Below are 15615 nucleotides of genomic sequence, written 5' to 3'. Positions count from 1 at the left end.
CATGTCCCTCGCTCACGACGCCCGCGTCACGGTTCGTCCCACCGCTGCGGTACAGCGCTCGAAACTGCGCGGATGGCCGGAGATCGACAATCCGGCGGCCTGGACCGTCGCGGCCATTCTCCTGATCATGCCGCTGATCGCCAACGGCTTCTTCCTGATCGAGATCTTTGCAACCACGCTGATCCTCGGACTCATGGCGCTGAGTCTGATGTTTCTTGCCGGCTATGGCGGCATGGTCAGCCTGATGCAGCTCACCATCGCTGGCTTCTCCGCCTATATGGTCGCGGTGTTTGGCGTCAGCGGCAACGCCAATATCAGCCTGGGCTGGCCGTGGTGGCTTGCGGTCCCGATGGCGCTTGCGCTCGCGACCATCTTCGGCACGCTCGGCGGCGCGCTGGCGGTGCGCACCGAGGGCATCTACACCATCATGATCACGCTCGCGATCGGCGCGGCGTTTTATTATTTCACCAACCAGAACTGGGCGATTTTCAACGGCCATACTGGCATCAATACTGTTGCCACGCCACATTTCTGGGGCGTCAACTGGCGCGCCGACATTCCTTTCTATTATATCGTCCTCGCCGTAGCCGCGCTGTGTTACTTCGCCGTCGACTACATCTCCCGCGCGCCGTTCGGCCTCGCGTTGCAAGGTGTCCGCGACAATCCCCGCCGCATGGCGGCGCTCGGCTTCAACGTCAATGCGCATCGCGTCGCGGCCTACGTCTTCGCGTCCTTCGTCGCGGCACTGGCAGGGGTACTCCAGGTCTGGAATTACCGGCAGATTTCGCCGGGATCCGTGAGCGTCGGGGCCTGCATCGATATCCTCATCATCGCAGTCGTCGGCGGCATCACGCGCCCCATCGGACCCTTTATCGGCGCGCTGATCTTCGTGCTGCTGCGCACTTTCGCACTCGACTTCCTGGTCAAGCTGGGGCTCGACGGCAACCGCTTTCGGCTGCTGATCGGTCTCGGCTTCCTCGCGATCGTGTTCTGGTCCTCGGACGGCGTGATCGGGCTCTGGCAGAGCTGGCGCCGCCGCCAACGCTTCAGCGCGGCGAGTTCAAGCGGACGACCAGGTCGAGAATCTGGCCATGGATCCAACCAAGGATCCAACCATGGATAGCGTCGCGCAACGCCTCTCTATGGTGGGCGCCGGCGCGGCGCTGGAGCTGCGCGGCGTGACGCGTCTGTTCGGCGCGCTCGCGGCACTCACCGACATCACCATTACCGTCCGCCCAGGCGAACGGCGCGCCGTGCTTGGCTCCAACGGCGCCGGCAAGACCACGCTATTCAACTGCATCACCGGCGACTTCCTACCTTCTAGTGGCACCATCCGCTTCTTCGGCGAGGACGTCACGCACTTCCCGCCCTATGAGCGCATCCGCCGCGGCCTGCGCCGGACTTACCAGATCTCCGCGCTGTTTCCCGGCCTCACGGTCCAGGACAATGTCTATCTCGCCTGCCGTGGCGTCTCACGTGGGCGCTTCTCGTTTCTCCGCCCCGGCCAGAACGATGCGTTGATGCACGCGGCCGAAAATCTCGTGCAGGCCGTCCATCTCTCGGGCGTGAAGGATCAGCGCGTTGCCGAGCTCGCGCATGGCCAGCAGCGCCAGCTCGAGATCGCACTTGCGCTTGCCGGCGCGCCACGATTCGTCCTGTTCGATGAACCCGCCGCGGGACTGTCGCCGACCGAGCGCGCCGAGCTGATCGAAATATTGACCTCCCTGCCCGCGCATATCGGCTACATCATCATCGAGCACGACATGGACGTCGCCCTGCGCGTCGTCGAGAGCGTCACGATGATGCACAACGGGCGGATCTTCAAGGAAGGTCGTCCGCAGGAGATCGAGTCCGATCCCGAAGTGCAGGAGCTTTACCTCGGAGGCGGCCATGAATGAGGTCCGCCGTACGGCCGCCGCCCTCGAAGTGCGCGGCTTGGACGTCTATTATGGCCATTCGCATGCGCTGCAGGGCGTGGATCTGACGCTCGAGGCCGGCGTGTTCTCGGTTGTCGGCCGCAACGGCATGGGCAAGACCACGCTATGCAAGGCCATCATGGGGCTGGTGCCGGTCAGCGGCGGCTCGATCCGCATCCGCGGGGATGAGATCACTCGACAGCCGCCTGCCCACATAGCCCGACTCGGCGTCGGCTACGTTCCGCAGGGACGGCGGCTGTGGCGATCACTCAGCGTCGAAGAGCATCTGCAGCTTGCCGCCGGCTTGCGCCGCGGCGCCTGGACGGTCGAGCGCATCTACAAGACGTTTCCGCGGTTGGCCGAGCGCAAAGATCACGGCGGCGGCCAGCTCTCCGGCGGCGAGCAACAGATGCTTGCGATCTCGCGCGCGTTGCTCACCAACCCGCGGCTTCTGATCATGGACGAGCCCACCGAGGGGCTCGCTCCCGTCATCGTGGCCCAGGTGGAGGAGATGCTGCTACGGCTCGGCGAGGACGGCGACATGTCCGTGCTCGTGATCGAGCAGAATATCGGCGTGGCGACCGCCGTGTCGCGCAACGTCGCGATCATGGTCAACGGTCGCGTCAACCGCATCATCGATTCGGTGCGGCTTGCCGCCGATCGCGAACTGCAGCAGCGCCTGCTCGGTGTCGGAATCCACGCCGGACTCGAGCTCGATCTCGACGTGCCACCGGCGGATACGGAAGCGAAGCCTCCTCCGCAGCAGACGCGGCCAGGCGGCGCGATCCGCATCTACATGTCAAACCCGACGCCGCCGACACGGTGGTCGCAGCCTGTGCCGATCGCCCGCATCGAGGCTGCCGCCCGCACGTTCTCGACACAGGTGATGCGTCTCGACGAGACGGCACGGCGACGGCGCGAACCCGTTGCCACCCAAACGCAGGGCCCTCCGGTCGTGCTCGTCGTCGGTACGCTCGACACCAAGGGCGCGGAGCTCCGCTTCATCCGCGACATCATCGCCGGGACCGGCCTGCGAACGCGATTGGTCGATGTCTCGACCAGCGGCAGGCACGCGGCCAGCGACGTCTCCGCCCAGGAGATCGCCTTGAACCATGGTCGCGGCGGATCGGCGGTATTCGGACCCGACCGCGGCGCCGCCGTCACCGCGATGGCCGAGGCCTTCGCCAGCTGGTTGCGGCGCCAGAACAATGTTGCCGGCGTGATTTCGGCGGGCGGCTCGGGCGCAGCGTCGCTGGTCGCGCCCGGTATGCGGATGCTTCCTGTCGGGGTGCCGAAGCTCATCGTCTCGTCCGTCGCCTCCGGCGACGTCGGGCCCTATGTCGGCCCCGCGGACATCACCATGATGCATTCGGTCGCCGACGTGCAGGGCCTCAACTCGATCTCGCGCGCCGTGCTGGCCAACGGCGCCAACGCGCTGGCCGGCATGGTAAAGGCGCGCCTAGATCAGCACGCACGGAAGGATCGCGACGACAGCGGATTGCCGTCGGTCGGAATCACCATGTTCGGTGTGACCACGCCGGCGGTGCAGAAGATCGCGGCCGACCTGCGCGATGATTTCGAGTGCCTGGTCTTCCACGCCACCGGCGTCGGCGGGCGCTCAATGGAGAAGCTCGTCGATTCCGGGCAGCTCGCAGGCGTCATCGACCTCACGACCACGGAGGTCGGGGACCTCCTGATGAGTGGCGTGTTCCCGGCCACCGACGACCGCTTTGGCGCCATCATCCGCAGCCGAGTGCCTTATATCGGCTCGGCGGGCGCGCTGGACATGGTGAATTTCGGCGCCCCCGAGACCATCCCGGAGCGCTACCGCGGCAGGAAATTCCACGTCCACAACCCGCAGGTTACCTTGATGCGGACCACGGCGGAGGAGAACGAGCGCATGGGGCACTGGATCGCCGATCGGCTCAACCGGATGGACGGCCCGGTGCGCTTCTTCCTGCCCGAGGGCGGCGTCTCCGCGCTCGACGCGCGAGGACAGCCGTTCTGGGATCCGGACGCCGATGCGGCGCTGTTCCGCACGCTGGAGCGCAATGTACGGCAGACCGCCAACCGTCAGCTCATCCGCGTTCCCAAGAACATCAATGACCCCGAGTTCGCCTCCATTATTGTCAGCGCGTTCCGAACATTGTTCGGCCGCATTGGGGCGCGTCGGAGACTAGCGAGGTGACCGATGGCCCGGTTTGAACGCGCTGCACTGTTGAAGCGCTTCCGCGACATGGCAAGGCGCGGCGAGCCGATCGTCGGCGGCGGCGCCGGCACCGGCCTTTCGGCCAAGTGCGAGGAGGCCGGCGGTGTCGACCTCATCGTCATCTACAATTCCGGCCGCTACCGCATGGCCGGCCGAGGCTCGCTCGCGGGATTGATGGCTTACGGCGACGCCAACGCCATCGTGCTGGAGATGGCCGGCGAAGTGCTGCCCGTCGTGACCAGGACGCCAGTGCTCGCAGGCGTCAACGGCACGGATCCGTTCCGCGACATGGATCTTTTCCTGGACCAATTGAAGGCGCTCGGCTTCGCCGGTGTGCAGAACTTTCCGACCGTCGGCCTTATCGACGGCGTATTCCGCGCCAATCTCGAAGAGACCGGCATGTCCTACGCGCTAGAGATCGACATGATCGCAAAGGCGCGCGAGAAGGACCTGCTGACGACGCCCTACGTCTTTAGCGAGAAGGAAGCCGCCGCGATGGCCATCGCGGGCGCGGATATCATCGTCTGTCACTTGGGCCTGACGACCGGGGGCAGCATCGGCGCGCAGACGGCACTCAAGCTGACGGATTGCCCAGCGCACATCGACACCTGGGCCTCCGCTGCGCTCGGCGTCAATCCGGACATTCTGGTGCTCGCGCACGGCGGACCGATCTCCGATCCGGACGATGCCGATTTCATCATGAGGAACACACGCAATTGCCACGGCTTCTACGGCGCCTCCTCGATGGAACGGCTGCCGGTCGAGCGGGCGCTGACGGATCAGGTTCGCAAATTCAAGGCGATCGGCGCGCGATAACGCCGAAAGGTCGAGGGAGAGAAACATGTCAGGGACTCTGGTCGGTGAATTGATCCTCTGGCTGATCGTCGCCGTCGTGGTGATCGTGGTCGGCGTCTACATCGTGAACTGGCTCTATCACCGCTCGTCCAAGGAGACCTCATTCGTTCGGACGGGCCTGCTCGGCGAGCGCGTCGTGATCAACGGCGGCGCCTTCGTGCTGCCGTTCATCCACGACTACACGCCAGTCAACATGAACGTGCAGCCGATGGGCATCGTTCGCTCCCGCCAGGACGCCGTGATCACCCGTGACCGCATGCGCGTCGACATCGAGGCCGATTTCTATGTCCGGGTGCAGGCAACCCGCGAAGCCGTGTCTATCGCGGCTGCCACGCTCGGCCGCCGCACCATGGAGCCCGAACAGCTCCACGCCCTTCTCGCCGGAAAATTCATCTCGGCCATTCGGTCCGTTGCCTCGGAGATGACCCTCGAGCAGATGCACGAGCAGCGCGGTGAGTACGTCGCCCGCCTCAAGGCGAACGCGGCAGAGGCACTTGCCCAGAACGGACTCGAGTTGGAATCCGTGGCGATCACCGATCTCGACCAGACCGATCTCGAATTCTTCAACCCCTCGAACCGCTTCGACGCCGAAGGTCTGACCCGTCTGATGGAGGACATCGAGGCCAAGCGAAAACTGCGCAACGACATCGAGCAGGATTCGATGATCAAGATCCGCTCCCGCAACCTGGAGGCCGAGCGGCAGGCTCTCGAGATCGAACGCGAAAGCGAGACGGCGCGCCTCGAACAGGAGCGTGACATCGAGATGCGCCGGGCCCTGCAACGCACCGAGGTCGCACGCGAGCGGGCCCTGCGCGAGACCGAAGCCGAGCAGGCGCAGATTTCCGCCCGTGAAACTATCGAGAAAGCACGAATCGCCAACGACCAGGCAATCGCCGAAGCCCGCATCGCCTCGGAGCGTGAGACCCGCCAGCGGGAGATCGAGCGCACCCGGACCATCGAGGAGAAGGAGCTGCTCGCACGCGAGGAGATAGAGAAGACCCGGATCGCCAACCAGCGCTCGATCGACACCAGCCGCATCGCTTCCGAACGCGAGGTCCGCCAGCGCGAAATCGAGCGGATGCAGACCATCGAGGAAGCCGAGATCACCGCCCGCGAGGCGATCGAGAAAGCGCGTATCCAGCAAGACCGCGTCGTGACCGACGCCCGCATCGCCAACGAAGAGGAGACCCGGCGCCGCGAGATCGACCGGACCCGCGCTGTGGACGAAGCCGAGATCGCTGCCCGCGAGACGACCGAGAAGGCCCGCATCGCCCAGACCATGATCGTCAATGTCGAGCGCATCGCGTCTGACGAGCGCACACGCGCGCTGGAGATCCAGCAGGTGCGTAACATCCAGGAAGCCGAAATTGAGGCGCAGCGCGCGGTCGAGGCGGCGCGCATCGCCCGCGAGCACAGGCTCGCCGTCGAGCGCATCGCGGTCGAGCAGAATACCCGGCAGTTGGAGATCGAACGCAATCAGACGCTCGAGGTCGCAGAAGTCACGGCGCGCGAAGCCACGGAAGCTGCCCGCATCACCCAGCAAGAACGCGTGCGCTCCCTGGAAATCGCCCGCAACCGCGCCGTCGAGGAAGCCGACATTGCCTCACGCGAAGCCATCGAAGCCGCCCGGATCGCGCAGGAGAAGTCCGTTGCAGCCGAGCGTATTCAGGCCGAGCGTGACACACGCGCGCTCGAGATCGAGCGCACCGCCGTGCTCGAGGCGGCCGAGTTGAAGCGACGCGACGCCATCGAGCGCCAGCGCATCGGCGTCGATCTCGCGCTCGAAGTCGAGCGGATCACGTCCTCCAAGAACCGCGAAGTCCTCAACATCGAGCACAAGAAGGCGATCGAGATCGCGGATGAGGACCGCGTCATTGCGCTCTCGACCAAGAAATCCGAGCGCATCGACGCCGACCGCCAGGTCAGGCAGGCTGAGATTGTCGCGCGCAAGGAGGTCGAGACCACCGATGTCTCGCGCGAGCATGCGCTGGAGGCGGCGCGGATCGAACGCCGCCGTTCGATCGAACAGCTCGAAGTCGCTCGCGTCCAGTCGCTCCAGGAAGCGGAAATCGCCGCGCGCGAAGAGGTCGAGCGCTCCCGCATCGCCTCCGATCGCGGCCTCGACGAGGCCCGTATCGGCCGCGAGCGCGAGCTGCGCAAGCTTGAAATTAATCGCGAGAAGGAGGTCGAGACCGTTCTCATGGAGAAGGCGATTGCCATCCACCTCAAGTCGTTGGAAGAATCCGCGGCCAAAGCCTCGGCCGAGGAGGCGCGGGTGCATGCCACTGAAGCCACCGAGCGCGTCATCACCGCGCGCGAGAGCGAGATCGCGAAGCGTCGCAAGACCGTGGAAATCCTGATCGCCGAGAAACAGGCCGAGGAAACGCGAATTGCCGCGGAAGCCGAACGGATCCGCGCTGCAGTCGAGGCCGAGGCCCAGCGTATGCTCAACGAGGCCGAGAACGTGCTAACCGACCAGGCGCGGTACTCGCTGTTCCGTAGAAAGCTGCTCGACCGCATCGAAGGCATCGTCCGCGAGAGCGTCAAGCCGATGGAGAAGATCGAGGGCATCCGCATCCTTCAGGTCGATGGCCTCAACGGCAACGGCCATGGCGGCAATGGCGGCCGTAGCGCGACCGACGAGGTGATCGACTCGGCGCTGCGCTACCGCGTCCAGGCGCCGCTGATCGACTCGCTTCTGGCGGACATCGGCGTCGAAGGCGGCAGCCTCGCCAAGATGCCAGGCCTGATCCGGGAGGCTCGCGACATGCAGGGCATCAAGGACTCCGCACGCAAGGGCGGCGGCGGTGGCGAGAAGCCAGCCGCTGCGCCCTCGCCTTCGGCCGACGGCGAGCCGCCCGCCGAGCGCAGCCCTCGGAAGAAGAGCTGAGGTCGCACCATGGCCCGCGTCTACGTCTCAACCGTCGTCAACGCGCGCAACGATCGCGTCTGGGCGCGGGTACGCGACTTCAACGGTCTGCCGAACTGGCATCCCGCGATCGCGGAAAGCCGCATCGAGGGCGGTGAACCCTCCGACAAGATCGGCTGCGTCAGGGATTTTCGCCTGCGCAACGGCGATCGTATCCGGGAAAAGCTGCTCGGCCTGTCCGATTACGACATGTTTTGCACCTACTCGATCCTCGAATCCCCGATGGGGGTCGAGGACTACGTCGCGACGCTTCGGCTGACGCCGGTCACGGACGGCGACCAGACCTTCATGGAATGGACCGCCGAGTTCGACTGCGCACCCGAGCGGGAGGCGGAACTCGTCGCGAATATCGGCGGCGGCGTGTTCCAGGGCGGCTTCGACGCCCTCAAACGCCAGTTCGGAGGCTGAGCGCGGTGCCGCATATCGTCAAGAGCACGATCCTGGATGCGCCGACCGACTCCGTGTGGGCCGTGCTGCGCGACTTCAACGGGCACGATCGCTGGCATCCGGCGGTCGCGACCTCCACGATCGAGCGTGCGCAGGCCTCAGACAAGATCGGCTGCGTCAGGCGCTTCAAGCTGCAGGACGGCTCGGAGCTGCGCGAGCAATTGCTGACGCTGTCGGATCTGGAGCAGACCTTCAGCTATTGCCTGCTCGATACGCCGGTCCCGATGTTCAACTACGTGGCCCACGTCCGCCTGCTGCCCGTGACCGACGGCGACCGCACCTTCTGGCACTGGGAATCCCGCTTCTCGACGCGGCCAGAGGACAAGGACCGCCTCACTCAAATGGTCGCGGAAGACATCTACCAGGCGGGATTCGACGCGATCCGCCGGCACCTCAAGGAGGCCGTGTCAACATGACTGTGACCGTGAAGACCTTCACGAGCTCGAGCGAGGCCGCCGCCGCGCTGTCGTCCGATCGCAACGCGCGCTATCTCGGCGGCGGCACGCTGGTGATGCGCGCACTGAACGAAGGCGACATCTCGATCTCGACCGTCGTGCGCGCAAATGACCATGCCTTGACGCGCATCGACCCCTCCGGCCCGCGGATCACACTGGGTGCGAGCGTAACTTTCGCCCGGATTCTGGGCGAGCGCGACCTCGCTTTCCTGCACGCCCCTGCCCGCTCGATTGGTGGCCCGGCGGTGCGCAACATGGGTACGGTGGGCGGCAATCTGTTCGCGCCCAATCCCTATGGCGATTTCACCGTCGCCCTGCTTGCGCTCGATGCCACCGTGGCTCTGCAAGGCGGTTTTGGATCGCGCGACATTCCAATTGAGGAGTTTTTGCAGTCGCGTGAAAGGCAGGCGGGCACGCTCGTGCTGTCGGTGTCGTGCACACGACCAACAAGCGCGGAGGCTTTCCGCTACCGCAAGATCGCACGGATCAAGCCCAAAGGCGGCTCGGTCATCACGCTCGCCGCACATCTGCCAATCAGTGGCGGACGGATCGCCGGAGCACGAATTGCATTGGGATCGATGGCGCCGACGCAAATACGTGCACGGGCGGCCGAACGCGCTCTGGAAGGCCGCTCGCTCGATGCCGCGACCGTTGCGGCCGCCGCCTCCGCAGCCGCGGAAGGAACATCGCCGTCCGACAATGCGCTCGGCAGCGCCTGGTATCGCCGCGAGATCGTCGGCGTACACCTGCGTCGTCTTCTTTTGGATCAGGAATAGATCGTATGGCCAAGACTGCCCTGCAATTTCGTCACAACGGCAGCGATGTCGCCATTTTCGTCGATGGCGGCACCAACCTGCTCGTCGCGCTTCGCGAATTGATCGGCGATATGACGCCGAAATTCGGCTGCGGCCAGGGCGGCTGCGGCACGTGCAGCGTCCTGATCGACGGCGAGCTCCATCTCTCCTGTCTGACACTGGCCGAGACCGTCGCCGGCCGCTCCGTCGAGACGCTGGATAGCCTGAAGCAAGGACCCAACCTCCACCCGCTGCAACACGCTTTTGCCGAGAACTTTGCTGCCCAGTGCGGCTATTGCACGCCGGGCATGCTGATGGCTGCCAAGGCACTGCTTGATCGCAATCCCTCCCCGAGCCGCGCCGAGATCGTCGAGGCGATCTCCGGCAACATCTGCCGGTGCACCGGTTACGAGCCGATCATCAACGCCATCCTCGCCGCCTCCGGCGGCCGGGTGAGCGCCTGAAGGACCACATCATGCTGGAACTGCGCAAGGATATTTTCGCCGACGAGCGCGACGACAATCTCAACGAGATCGGCAAGGGAACGCAGCGCCAGGACATGCTCGGCCATGTCACGGGCACATCGAGCTATTTCAACGACCACAAGCTCCAGGGCATGCTGCACCTGAAAGTCGTCCGCTCGACCCATTCGCATGCAAGGATCCGACGGATCGACACCGCGGACGCCGAGCGCTCAGCCGGCGTGCGCCGGATCATCCGCGGCTCCGACGTGCCCCGTAACCTCAACACACTTTTGAGCCTGATCAATTTCGGCAAGGACGACGAGCCGTCGCTGGCTGTCAACAAGGTCCGCTACAAGGGGGAGCCGATCCTGGCCATCGTCGCCGACAGCGAGCGCGAGGCGTTCGAGGCAATCGCAAAGGTGCGGATCGACTATGAGCCGCTGCCGACCGTGTTCGACGTTGAAGATGCTCTGAAGGCCGGCGCGCCCGTCGTCAACGATACGTATCCGAAGAATGCCTTCATTTATCACGACGCATACGACCACCAGAAACTCCGCTTTGGTGACGCCGATGCCGCACTCGCGACCGCCGATCACGTGCTCGAACAGCGTTACCAGATGTCGCCTATCGAGCACGCGCCGACCGAGACCAATGGGGCGATCGCAGCGCCCGACACCAACGGCCGCTATGTCGTCTATACGTCGACGCAGGCGCTGTTCTTCTCGGTTGACACCTGCGCCAAGATCCTCGACGTCCCCTCCAACACCTTCCATTTCATCGGCGGCACGGTCGGCGGCGGCTTTGGCGGCAAGGTGGACACGCTGACCGAACCTTTATGCATCCTGGGTGCGATGCTGACGGGACGTCCCGTGCGTTACGTGTTCGGACGCGAAGAAGAGATGCAATACGGCCCGCCGCGCGGCGCCGAGCGCATCTACATCAAGGACGGCGTGATGCGCGACGGCCGGGTCGTCGCGCGAAAGGTCCGCGCATATTTCGACAGCGGCGCATATACGCGGCTATCGAGCTATGCCGCGGTGAAATGCGCAGCCCATCTGCCGGGCCCCTACACCATCCCGAACGTTTATGGCGACGTCTACTGCGTCTTCACCAACCGTACGCCGGCAACCGCGATGCGCGGCTTTGGCGTCACGGCAATGGATTTTGCGATCGAGTGCCAGATGGACAAGCTCGCGAATCTCGTCGGCATGGATCCGATGGAGTTCCGGATCCTCAATGCCTATCGCGACGGCGACATGAAGGCGCATCGGCGCGAGGCCAAGAACACGGCGCTGATCGAGTGTGTCCAGGTCGCAGCGGAGAAAGCCAAATGGCCGATCCGCGACGAGTTCAAGCGCGCCTCCTCCCGCAAGGACGGTGGCGGCAGCCGCGCCGCCATCCCGCGGACGCCTGCCGATACCAAAGCGCGGACAGCTGCGCCGGCGCAGCAGCGCACGAGCTATGATCGCCTGCCGACGGCCGGGTTACGGGAACCACCGCGCGAGCCCCCACCACCGACTCCGCCCTCGCCGCAGCCACCGCGGCCGGCATCGCCGGCGCATGGGGCGGGCCGCTTCTCATCCGTGTTCGGCACCAGGAGACGTTGAGATGACCCGACATCGCGGACGCGGCATCGCTTCGGTCAATTATCCCATCGGCATGAACCTCGGCGGCGATCCCAGCCAAGCCCTGGTTCATTCCAATCCAAGCGGCAAGTTCACCGTGGCGCTATCCTCGATCGACCTCGGTCAGGGCATGAAGTCGGTAACGCGACAGATTTGCGCAGAGACACTCGGCGTACCCGTCGAGGACGTCTATGTCGACACCGCCGATTCCGACACCGGCCCGCATTGCATGGGCTCGTTTGCCTCGCGCGGCACCCACCGCGTCGGCAATGCCGTGATGGCGGCGGCGCGCGAGGCGCGCGGCGTGATGATGGAGGCGGCCGCAGAGGAACTCGAGGTCAATGCCGCCGATCTCGAAACCGACGGACGGGGCAACATCCACGTCAAGGGTGCGCCGCACCGCTCGATCTCCACCAAGGACGTCGCCATCGCGGCGCAGTTCAAACAGGGCAAGACCATCTCGGGCCGTGGCATCTTCCTGGTGCCGCTCTCGAACGTCGATCCGGAAACTGGCGAGATGTCGCCGGCGACCTGCTATGCCCATGCCTGTCTCGTCGCCGAGGTCGAGGTCGACGACGAGACCGGCGAGGTCACGATGATCCGCATGGACTCTGCCTATGAGCTCGGCCGTGCGCTCAACCCGCGTCTGGTCGAGCAACAGCTCGTCGGCGGCGCCTGGATGGGCGTCAGTCACGCGCTCTACGAGACGCCTGAACCCTATTATCCAGACCCTGTCCACGGCCCTTGCGACTTCGTCGAATATGTCATGCCCGGTCCTGGCGACATCTGCCCGCACGACATCGCCGTGTTGGAACGCCCCGCGCCCGATGGCCCTTTCGGCGCCAAAGGCCCCGGCGAAATGTGCGCGAATCCCGTATTGCCGGCCGTTGCGAACGCCATCTTCAACGCCGTCGGCGTCCGCATCGACGATCTGCCGATTACGCCGGAGAAGGTGCTGCGCGCGATCAAGGCTGAGGGCGGCGCGCGCCCTCAGGCGCGGCGCTGAGGGCGCGATGGCCGTCCGCAGCAACATCGTCGGCATCGATAGCCCCGAAGCACTGGAGAAGGCGCTTCGGGCGGCCTATTACCTCGCCGACGAGGGGCTGGCGACCGCAGCCTATCTCGCTCTCGCACTCGGCAAGCCATTGCTGCTGGAAGGCGCGCCGGGCGTCGGCAAGACCGAGGCCGCCAAAGCCATTGCCGCCGTCCTCGGCCGCCGCCTGATCCGCCTGCAATGCTACGAAGGCATCGACGCATCCGCCGCACTTTACGAATGGAACTATCCGCGCCAGATGCTCGCAATCCGCCAGGCCGGCGATGAGAGCATCGACATCTACGGCGAAACGTTTCTGATCGAGCGACCGATGTTGGCGACGCTCCGCGCGCCTGACTCAACTGTGCTGCTGATCGACGAAATCGATCGCGCCGACCAGGAGTTCGAAGCCTTCCTGCTCGAGTTTCTGTCCGACTTCCAGATCTCGATCCCGGAGCGCGGTACGGTGCGTGCCTCGGAGCGTCCGGTCGTCGTCCTGACCTCAAACCGCACGCGGGATCTTCATGAAGCGTTGCGGAGGCGCTGCGTCTATCACTGGATCGACTATCCCTCGGCGGAGCGCGAAGCCCGCATCGTGATGATGCGGGCCTCCAGCGTTGCGGAGGGGACCGCGCGCGCCGTCGTCGCGGCCGTCGAGAAGCTGCGGCGCGAGCCGCTCAGCAAGGCGCCAGGGATTGCCGAGGCCGTCGACTGGGCTGAGGCCGCCACGCTGTTGCACAAGGGCGGCGCGCGGTGGCCCGATGCCTTCAGGCGCTCGATCGGCGTTGCCCTGAAAGACGAGGAGGATCTGCACTTCATTTCGCCGCGGCTGGACGCCCTGCTGGCGGAGGCCTCTGCATGAGCGCCGAACCCGAACTGCCGCGCGCTGCGCGTGTTTTCATCTCGTTCGTGGGGCTCCTGCGAACGAACGGGTTTGCCGTCGCACCGGAACAGACGACCTCGTTCCTGGCCGCGATCCAGTTGCTCGGTCCCCGCAGCCTGGAGGACATTCGGCAGGCAGCCCTCGCGACACTGGCCCCTCCACCGGAGCGTCGCGCAACGTTCGACCGGCTGTTCGATCTGCACTTTCGCGGAAACGAGGCCATCGAGCGCGTCGATGATGGCGAGGACGAGGAGACGGTTCGGCTGCAGGAGGAGGCCCGTGGAAACGACGAGCCGCTGTTGTCGGACGAGGCCAACGAGTCCGGTCTCGCAGCTGCGCGCACCGAAGCTCTGGTCGAGCGCCGCTTTGCGCAGCTCTCGACCACCGATGCGCTGCGCCGGCTGTCCCGCGAGGCGTCCAGGCGCCTGCCGAAGCGGCGCGGCCATCGCCGCATGCGGGCACGCAGCGGTCCCTACGCGGATTTGCGCCGCACCCTGCGCGACTCCGTGCGCAGCGACGGCGAAATCCTCCGGCTGGGACGTTTGAAGCGGCGGCAGCGTCCACGCAAGGTGTTGCTTCTGATTGACGTCTCCGGCTCGATGAAGACCCGCACCGAAGAGAACATGAAGTTCGCGCACACGCTAGTGCAGGCGGCGCCCACCGTCGAGGTCTTCACCTTCGGCACGCGGCTGACCCGCATCACCCGCCCGTTGCGTCTCAAACGCCGTGAGCAGGCGCTCAACGCCGCAGCCTATGCGGTCAGCGACTGGGACGGCGGCACCCGGATCGGCGACGCGCTCCAGGCCTTTCTCGCCGTGCCCCGCTTCAGCGGATACGCGCGGGGCGCTGCCGTGATCATCGTTTCCGACGGCCTGGAGCGCGGCGAACCCGATGTGCTGCGCGATGCGGTCGCGAAACTATCGCGCCGTGCGTGGCGCGTGAGCTGGCTGACGCCGCTCGCGGCTGGTCCCGGCTTTCGCCCGCAGACCGAAGCGCTGGTCGCGATCGAACGCTTCGTCGACGACCTCGTCGATGGAGGATCGAGCGCGTCGATCGTCGCGCATGTGCTGGCGCTGGGACAAAGGAGAGTTGCGTGACGGACATCGTCGATGGGCACCATCATATCTGGCGCCAAGCCGACCTGCCCTGGTTGGTCGGTCCGATGCAGCCGCGCATCTTCGGGCCGTACGAGCCGATCCGGCGCGATTACCCGATCGAGGAATATCTCGGCGACCTCGAGGGCAGCGGCGTCACCCGCTCTGTCTATGTCCAGACCAACTGGGCCAACGACCGCTTCGAGGACGAGGCGGCCTGGGTGCAGCAGACCGCCGAGGAGCACGGCTGGCCGCATGCCATCGTAGCTTACGCGGACTTTTCAGTGGACGACGTGCGTCCACAGCTCGACCGCCTGAAGCGCTACGCCCTCGTACGCGGCGTCCGCATGCAACTGCATTGGCACGAGAACCCGCTTTATCGCTTCGCCGCGCGACCGGATCTCTGCACCGATCCCGTGATCCAGCGCAACGTGGCCCGCCTTGCAGACTATGGCTGGAGCTTTGACCTTCAGGTGTTCACGCCGCAGATGCCTGACGCCGCGCACCTTGCGGAAGCCTGCCCCAAGGTGACCTTCATCCTCCAGCACGCCGGCATGCTGGAGGATCTTGCACCCTCGAGCCGCGCCGCGTGGCGCGCCGGGATGGCCCGCCTCGCCGCATGCCCGAACATCGTGTCGAAACTGTCGGGGCTCGGAACCTTCATCCACCGCAACGACCCCGCGCATATCGCATCCGTGCTGACCGACACGATCGCGATCTTCGGCGCCGAGCGCTGCCTGTTCGGCTCTAATTTTCCCATCGAGAAATTGTGGACCAGTTACCGCGAGTTGATCGACGCGTTCCGTGCCGCCGCGGCGCCGCTACGAGATGATCAGCGCGAAGCCATTTTCAGAACCACTGCCATGCGCGTCTATCGGCTCTGAGCGCCGAGGAATCAACGAGAACGGACA

General features: G+C 65.4%; 14 protein-coding genes. All 14 read left to right on the top strand.

The window, feature by feature from the left end:
* Window position 1: 1 nt before the first annotated feature.
* The 14 genes from AC0L3S_RS04025 to AC0L3S_RS03960 are packed head-to-tail and all read left to right on the top strand — an operon-like array spanning window position 2 to window position 15588.
* Window positions 2-1123 carry a branched-chain amino acid ABC transporter permease gene (locus AC0L3S_RS04025; RefSeq protein WP_473278157.1) on the top strand — a complete coding sequence of 374 codons (1122 nt, stop codon included), beginning with the start codon at window positions 2-4 and terminating at the stop codon, window positions 1121-1123.
* Complete coding sequence (locus AC0L3S_RS04020; RefSeq protein WP_473278156.1) at window positions 1116-1898, top strand: ABC transporter ATP-binding protein; 783 nt, start codon at window positions 1116-1118, stop codon at window positions 1896-1898. Before AC0L3S_RS04025 ends, AC0L3S_RS04020 begins: the two co-directional genes overlap by 8 nt.
* The gene (locus AC0L3S_RS04015) at window positions 1891-4104 is read left to right on the top strand and encodes a Tm-1-like ATP-binding domain-containing protein (protein WP_473278155.1); all 2214 of its coding nucleotides are present in this window, start codon (window positions 1891-1893) and stop codon (window positions 4102-4104) included. The genes AC0L3S_RS04020 and AC0L3S_RS04015 overlap by 8 nt, the downstream gene beginning before the upstream one ends.
* Window positions 4105-4107: 3 nt before the next feature.
* A complete protein-coding gene (locus AC0L3S_RS04010) occupies window positions 4108-4941 on the top strand; it encodes a phosphoenolpyruvate hydrolase family protein (RefSeq protein WP_473278154.1) in 834 nt (277 codons plus the stop codon).
* 25 nt (window positions 4942-4966) lie between these two features.
* The gene (locus tag AC0L3S_RS04005; RefSeq protein WP_473278153.1) at window positions 4967-7870 is read left to right on the top strand and encodes a flotillin family protein; all 2904 of its coding nucleotides are present in this window, start codon (window positions 4967-4969) and stop codon (window positions 7868-7870) included.
* Window positions 7871-7879: 9 nt separating this feature from the next.
* Complete coding sequence (locus AC0L3S_RS04000; RefSeq protein ID WP_007593021.1) at window positions 7880-8317, top strand: SRPBCC family protein; 438 nt, start codon at window positions 7880-7882, stop codon at window positions 8315-8317.
* Between the two features lie 5 nt (window positions 8318-8322).
* The gene (locus tag AC0L3S_RS03995; RefSeq protein WP_473278152.1) at window positions 8323-8772 is read left to right on the top strand and encodes an SRPBCC family protein; all 450 of its coding nucleotides are present in this window, start codon (window positions 8323-8325) and stop codon (window positions 8770-8772) included.
* Complete coding sequence (locus tag AC0L3S_RS03990) at window positions 8769-9587, top strand: FAD binding domain-containing protein (protein ID WP_473278151.1); 819 nt, start codon at window positions 8769-8771, stop codon at window positions 9585-9587. Before AC0L3S_RS03995 ends, AC0L3S_RS03990 begins: the two co-directional genes overlap by 4 nt.
* Window positions 9588-9592: 5 nt before the next feature.
* Window positions 9593-10069, top strand: a complete 477-nt coding sequence (locus AC0L3S_RS03985) for a (2Fe-2S)-binding protein (RefSeq protein WP_473278150.1) — start codon at window positions 9593-9595, stop codon at window positions 10067-10069.
* 11 nt (window positions 10070-10080) lie between these two features.
* Complete coding sequence (locus AC0L3S_RS03980) at window positions 10081-11676, top strand: xanthine dehydrogenase family protein molybdopterin-binding subunit (protein ID WP_473278149.1); 1596 nt, start codon at window positions 10081-10083, stop codon at window positions 11674-11676.
* 1 nt (window position 11677) lies between these two features.
* Window positions 11678-12700 carry a xanthine dehydrogenase family protein molybdopterin-binding subunit gene (locus AC0L3S_RS03975; protein ID WP_473278148.1) on the top strand — a complete coding sequence of 341 codons (1023 nt, stop codon included), beginning with the start codon at window positions 11678-11680 and terminating at the stop codon, window positions 12698-12700.
* 7 nt (window positions 12701-12707) lie between these two features.
* Window positions 12708-13589: an AAA family ATPase gene (locus AC0L3S_RS03970; protein WP_473258084.1), complete on the top strand. Its 882-nt coding sequence runs from the start codon at window positions 12708-12710 to the stop codon at window positions 13587-13589.
* Window positions 13586-14707 carry a vWA domain-containing protein gene (locus AC0L3S_RS03965; protein WP_473258086.1) on the top strand — a complete coding sequence of 374 codons (1122 nt, stop codon included), beginning with the start codon at window positions 13586-13588 and terminating at the stop codon, window positions 14705-14707. The genes AC0L3S_RS03970 and AC0L3S_RS03965 overlap by 4 nt, the downstream gene beginning before the upstream one ends.
* A complete protein-coding gene (locus AC0L3S_RS03960) occupies window positions 14704-15588 on the top strand; it encodes an amidohydrolase family protein (RefSeq protein WP_473278147.1) in 885 nt (294 codons plus the stop codon). The genes AC0L3S_RS03965 and AC0L3S_RS03960 overlap by 4 nt, the downstream gene beginning before the upstream one ends.
* Window positions 15589-15615: the final 27 nt, after the last annotated feature.

The sequence above is a fragment of the Bradyrhizobium sp. Ken01 genome (assembly GCF_055807355.1).
This window is presented reverse-complemented; position numbering and strand designations above follow the sequence as displayed.

Coding starts and splice junctions, on each gene's coding strand:
- AC0L3S_RS04025 (WP_473278157.1), top strand. CDS start 2: ATGTCCCTCGCTCACGACGCCCGCGTCACGGTTCGTCCCACCGCTGCG.
- AC0L3S_RS04020 (WP_473278156.1), top strand. CDS start 1,116: ATGGATAGCGTCGCGCAACGCCTCTCTATGGTGGGCGCCGGCGCGGCG.
- AC0L3S_RS04015 (WP_473278155.1), top strand. CDS start 1,891: ATGAATGAGGTCCGCCGTACGGCCGCCGCCCTCGAAGTGCGCGGCTTG.
- AC0L3S_RS04010 (WP_473278154.1), top strand. CDS start 4,108: ATGGCCCGGTTTGAACGCGCTGCACTGTTGAAGCGCTTCCGCGACATG.
- AC0L3S_RS04005 (WP_473278153.1), top strand. CDS start 4,967: ATGTCAGGGACTCTGGTCGGTGAATTGATCCTCTGGCTGATCGTCGCC.
- AC0L3S_RS04000 (WP_007593021.1), top strand. CDS start 7,880: ATGGCCCGCGTCTACGTCTCAACCGTCGTCAACGCGCGCAACGATCGC.
- AC0L3S_RS03990 (WP_473278151.1), top strand. CDS start 8,769: ATGACTGTGACCGTGAAGACCTTCACGAGCTCGAGCGAGGCCGCCGCC.
- AC0L3S_RS03985 (WP_473278150.1), top strand. CDS start 9,593: ATGGCCAAGACTGCCCTGCAATTTCGTCACAACGGCAGCGATGTCGCC.
- AC0L3S_RS03980 (WP_473278149.1), top strand. CDS start 10,081: ATGCTGGAACTGCGCAAGGATATTTTCGCCGACGAGCGCGACGACAAT.
- AC0L3S_RS03975 (WP_473278148.1), top strand. CDS start 11,678: ATGACCCGACATCGCGGACGCGGCATCGCTTCGGTCAATTATCCCATC.
- AC0L3S_RS03970 (WP_473258084.1), top strand. CDS start 12,708: ATGGCCGTCCGCAGCAACATCGTCGGCATCGATAGCCCCGAAGCACTG.
- AC0L3S_RS03965 (WP_473258086.1), top strand. CDS start 13,586: ATGAGCGCCGAACCCGAACTGCCGCGCGCTGCGCGTGTTTTCATCTCG.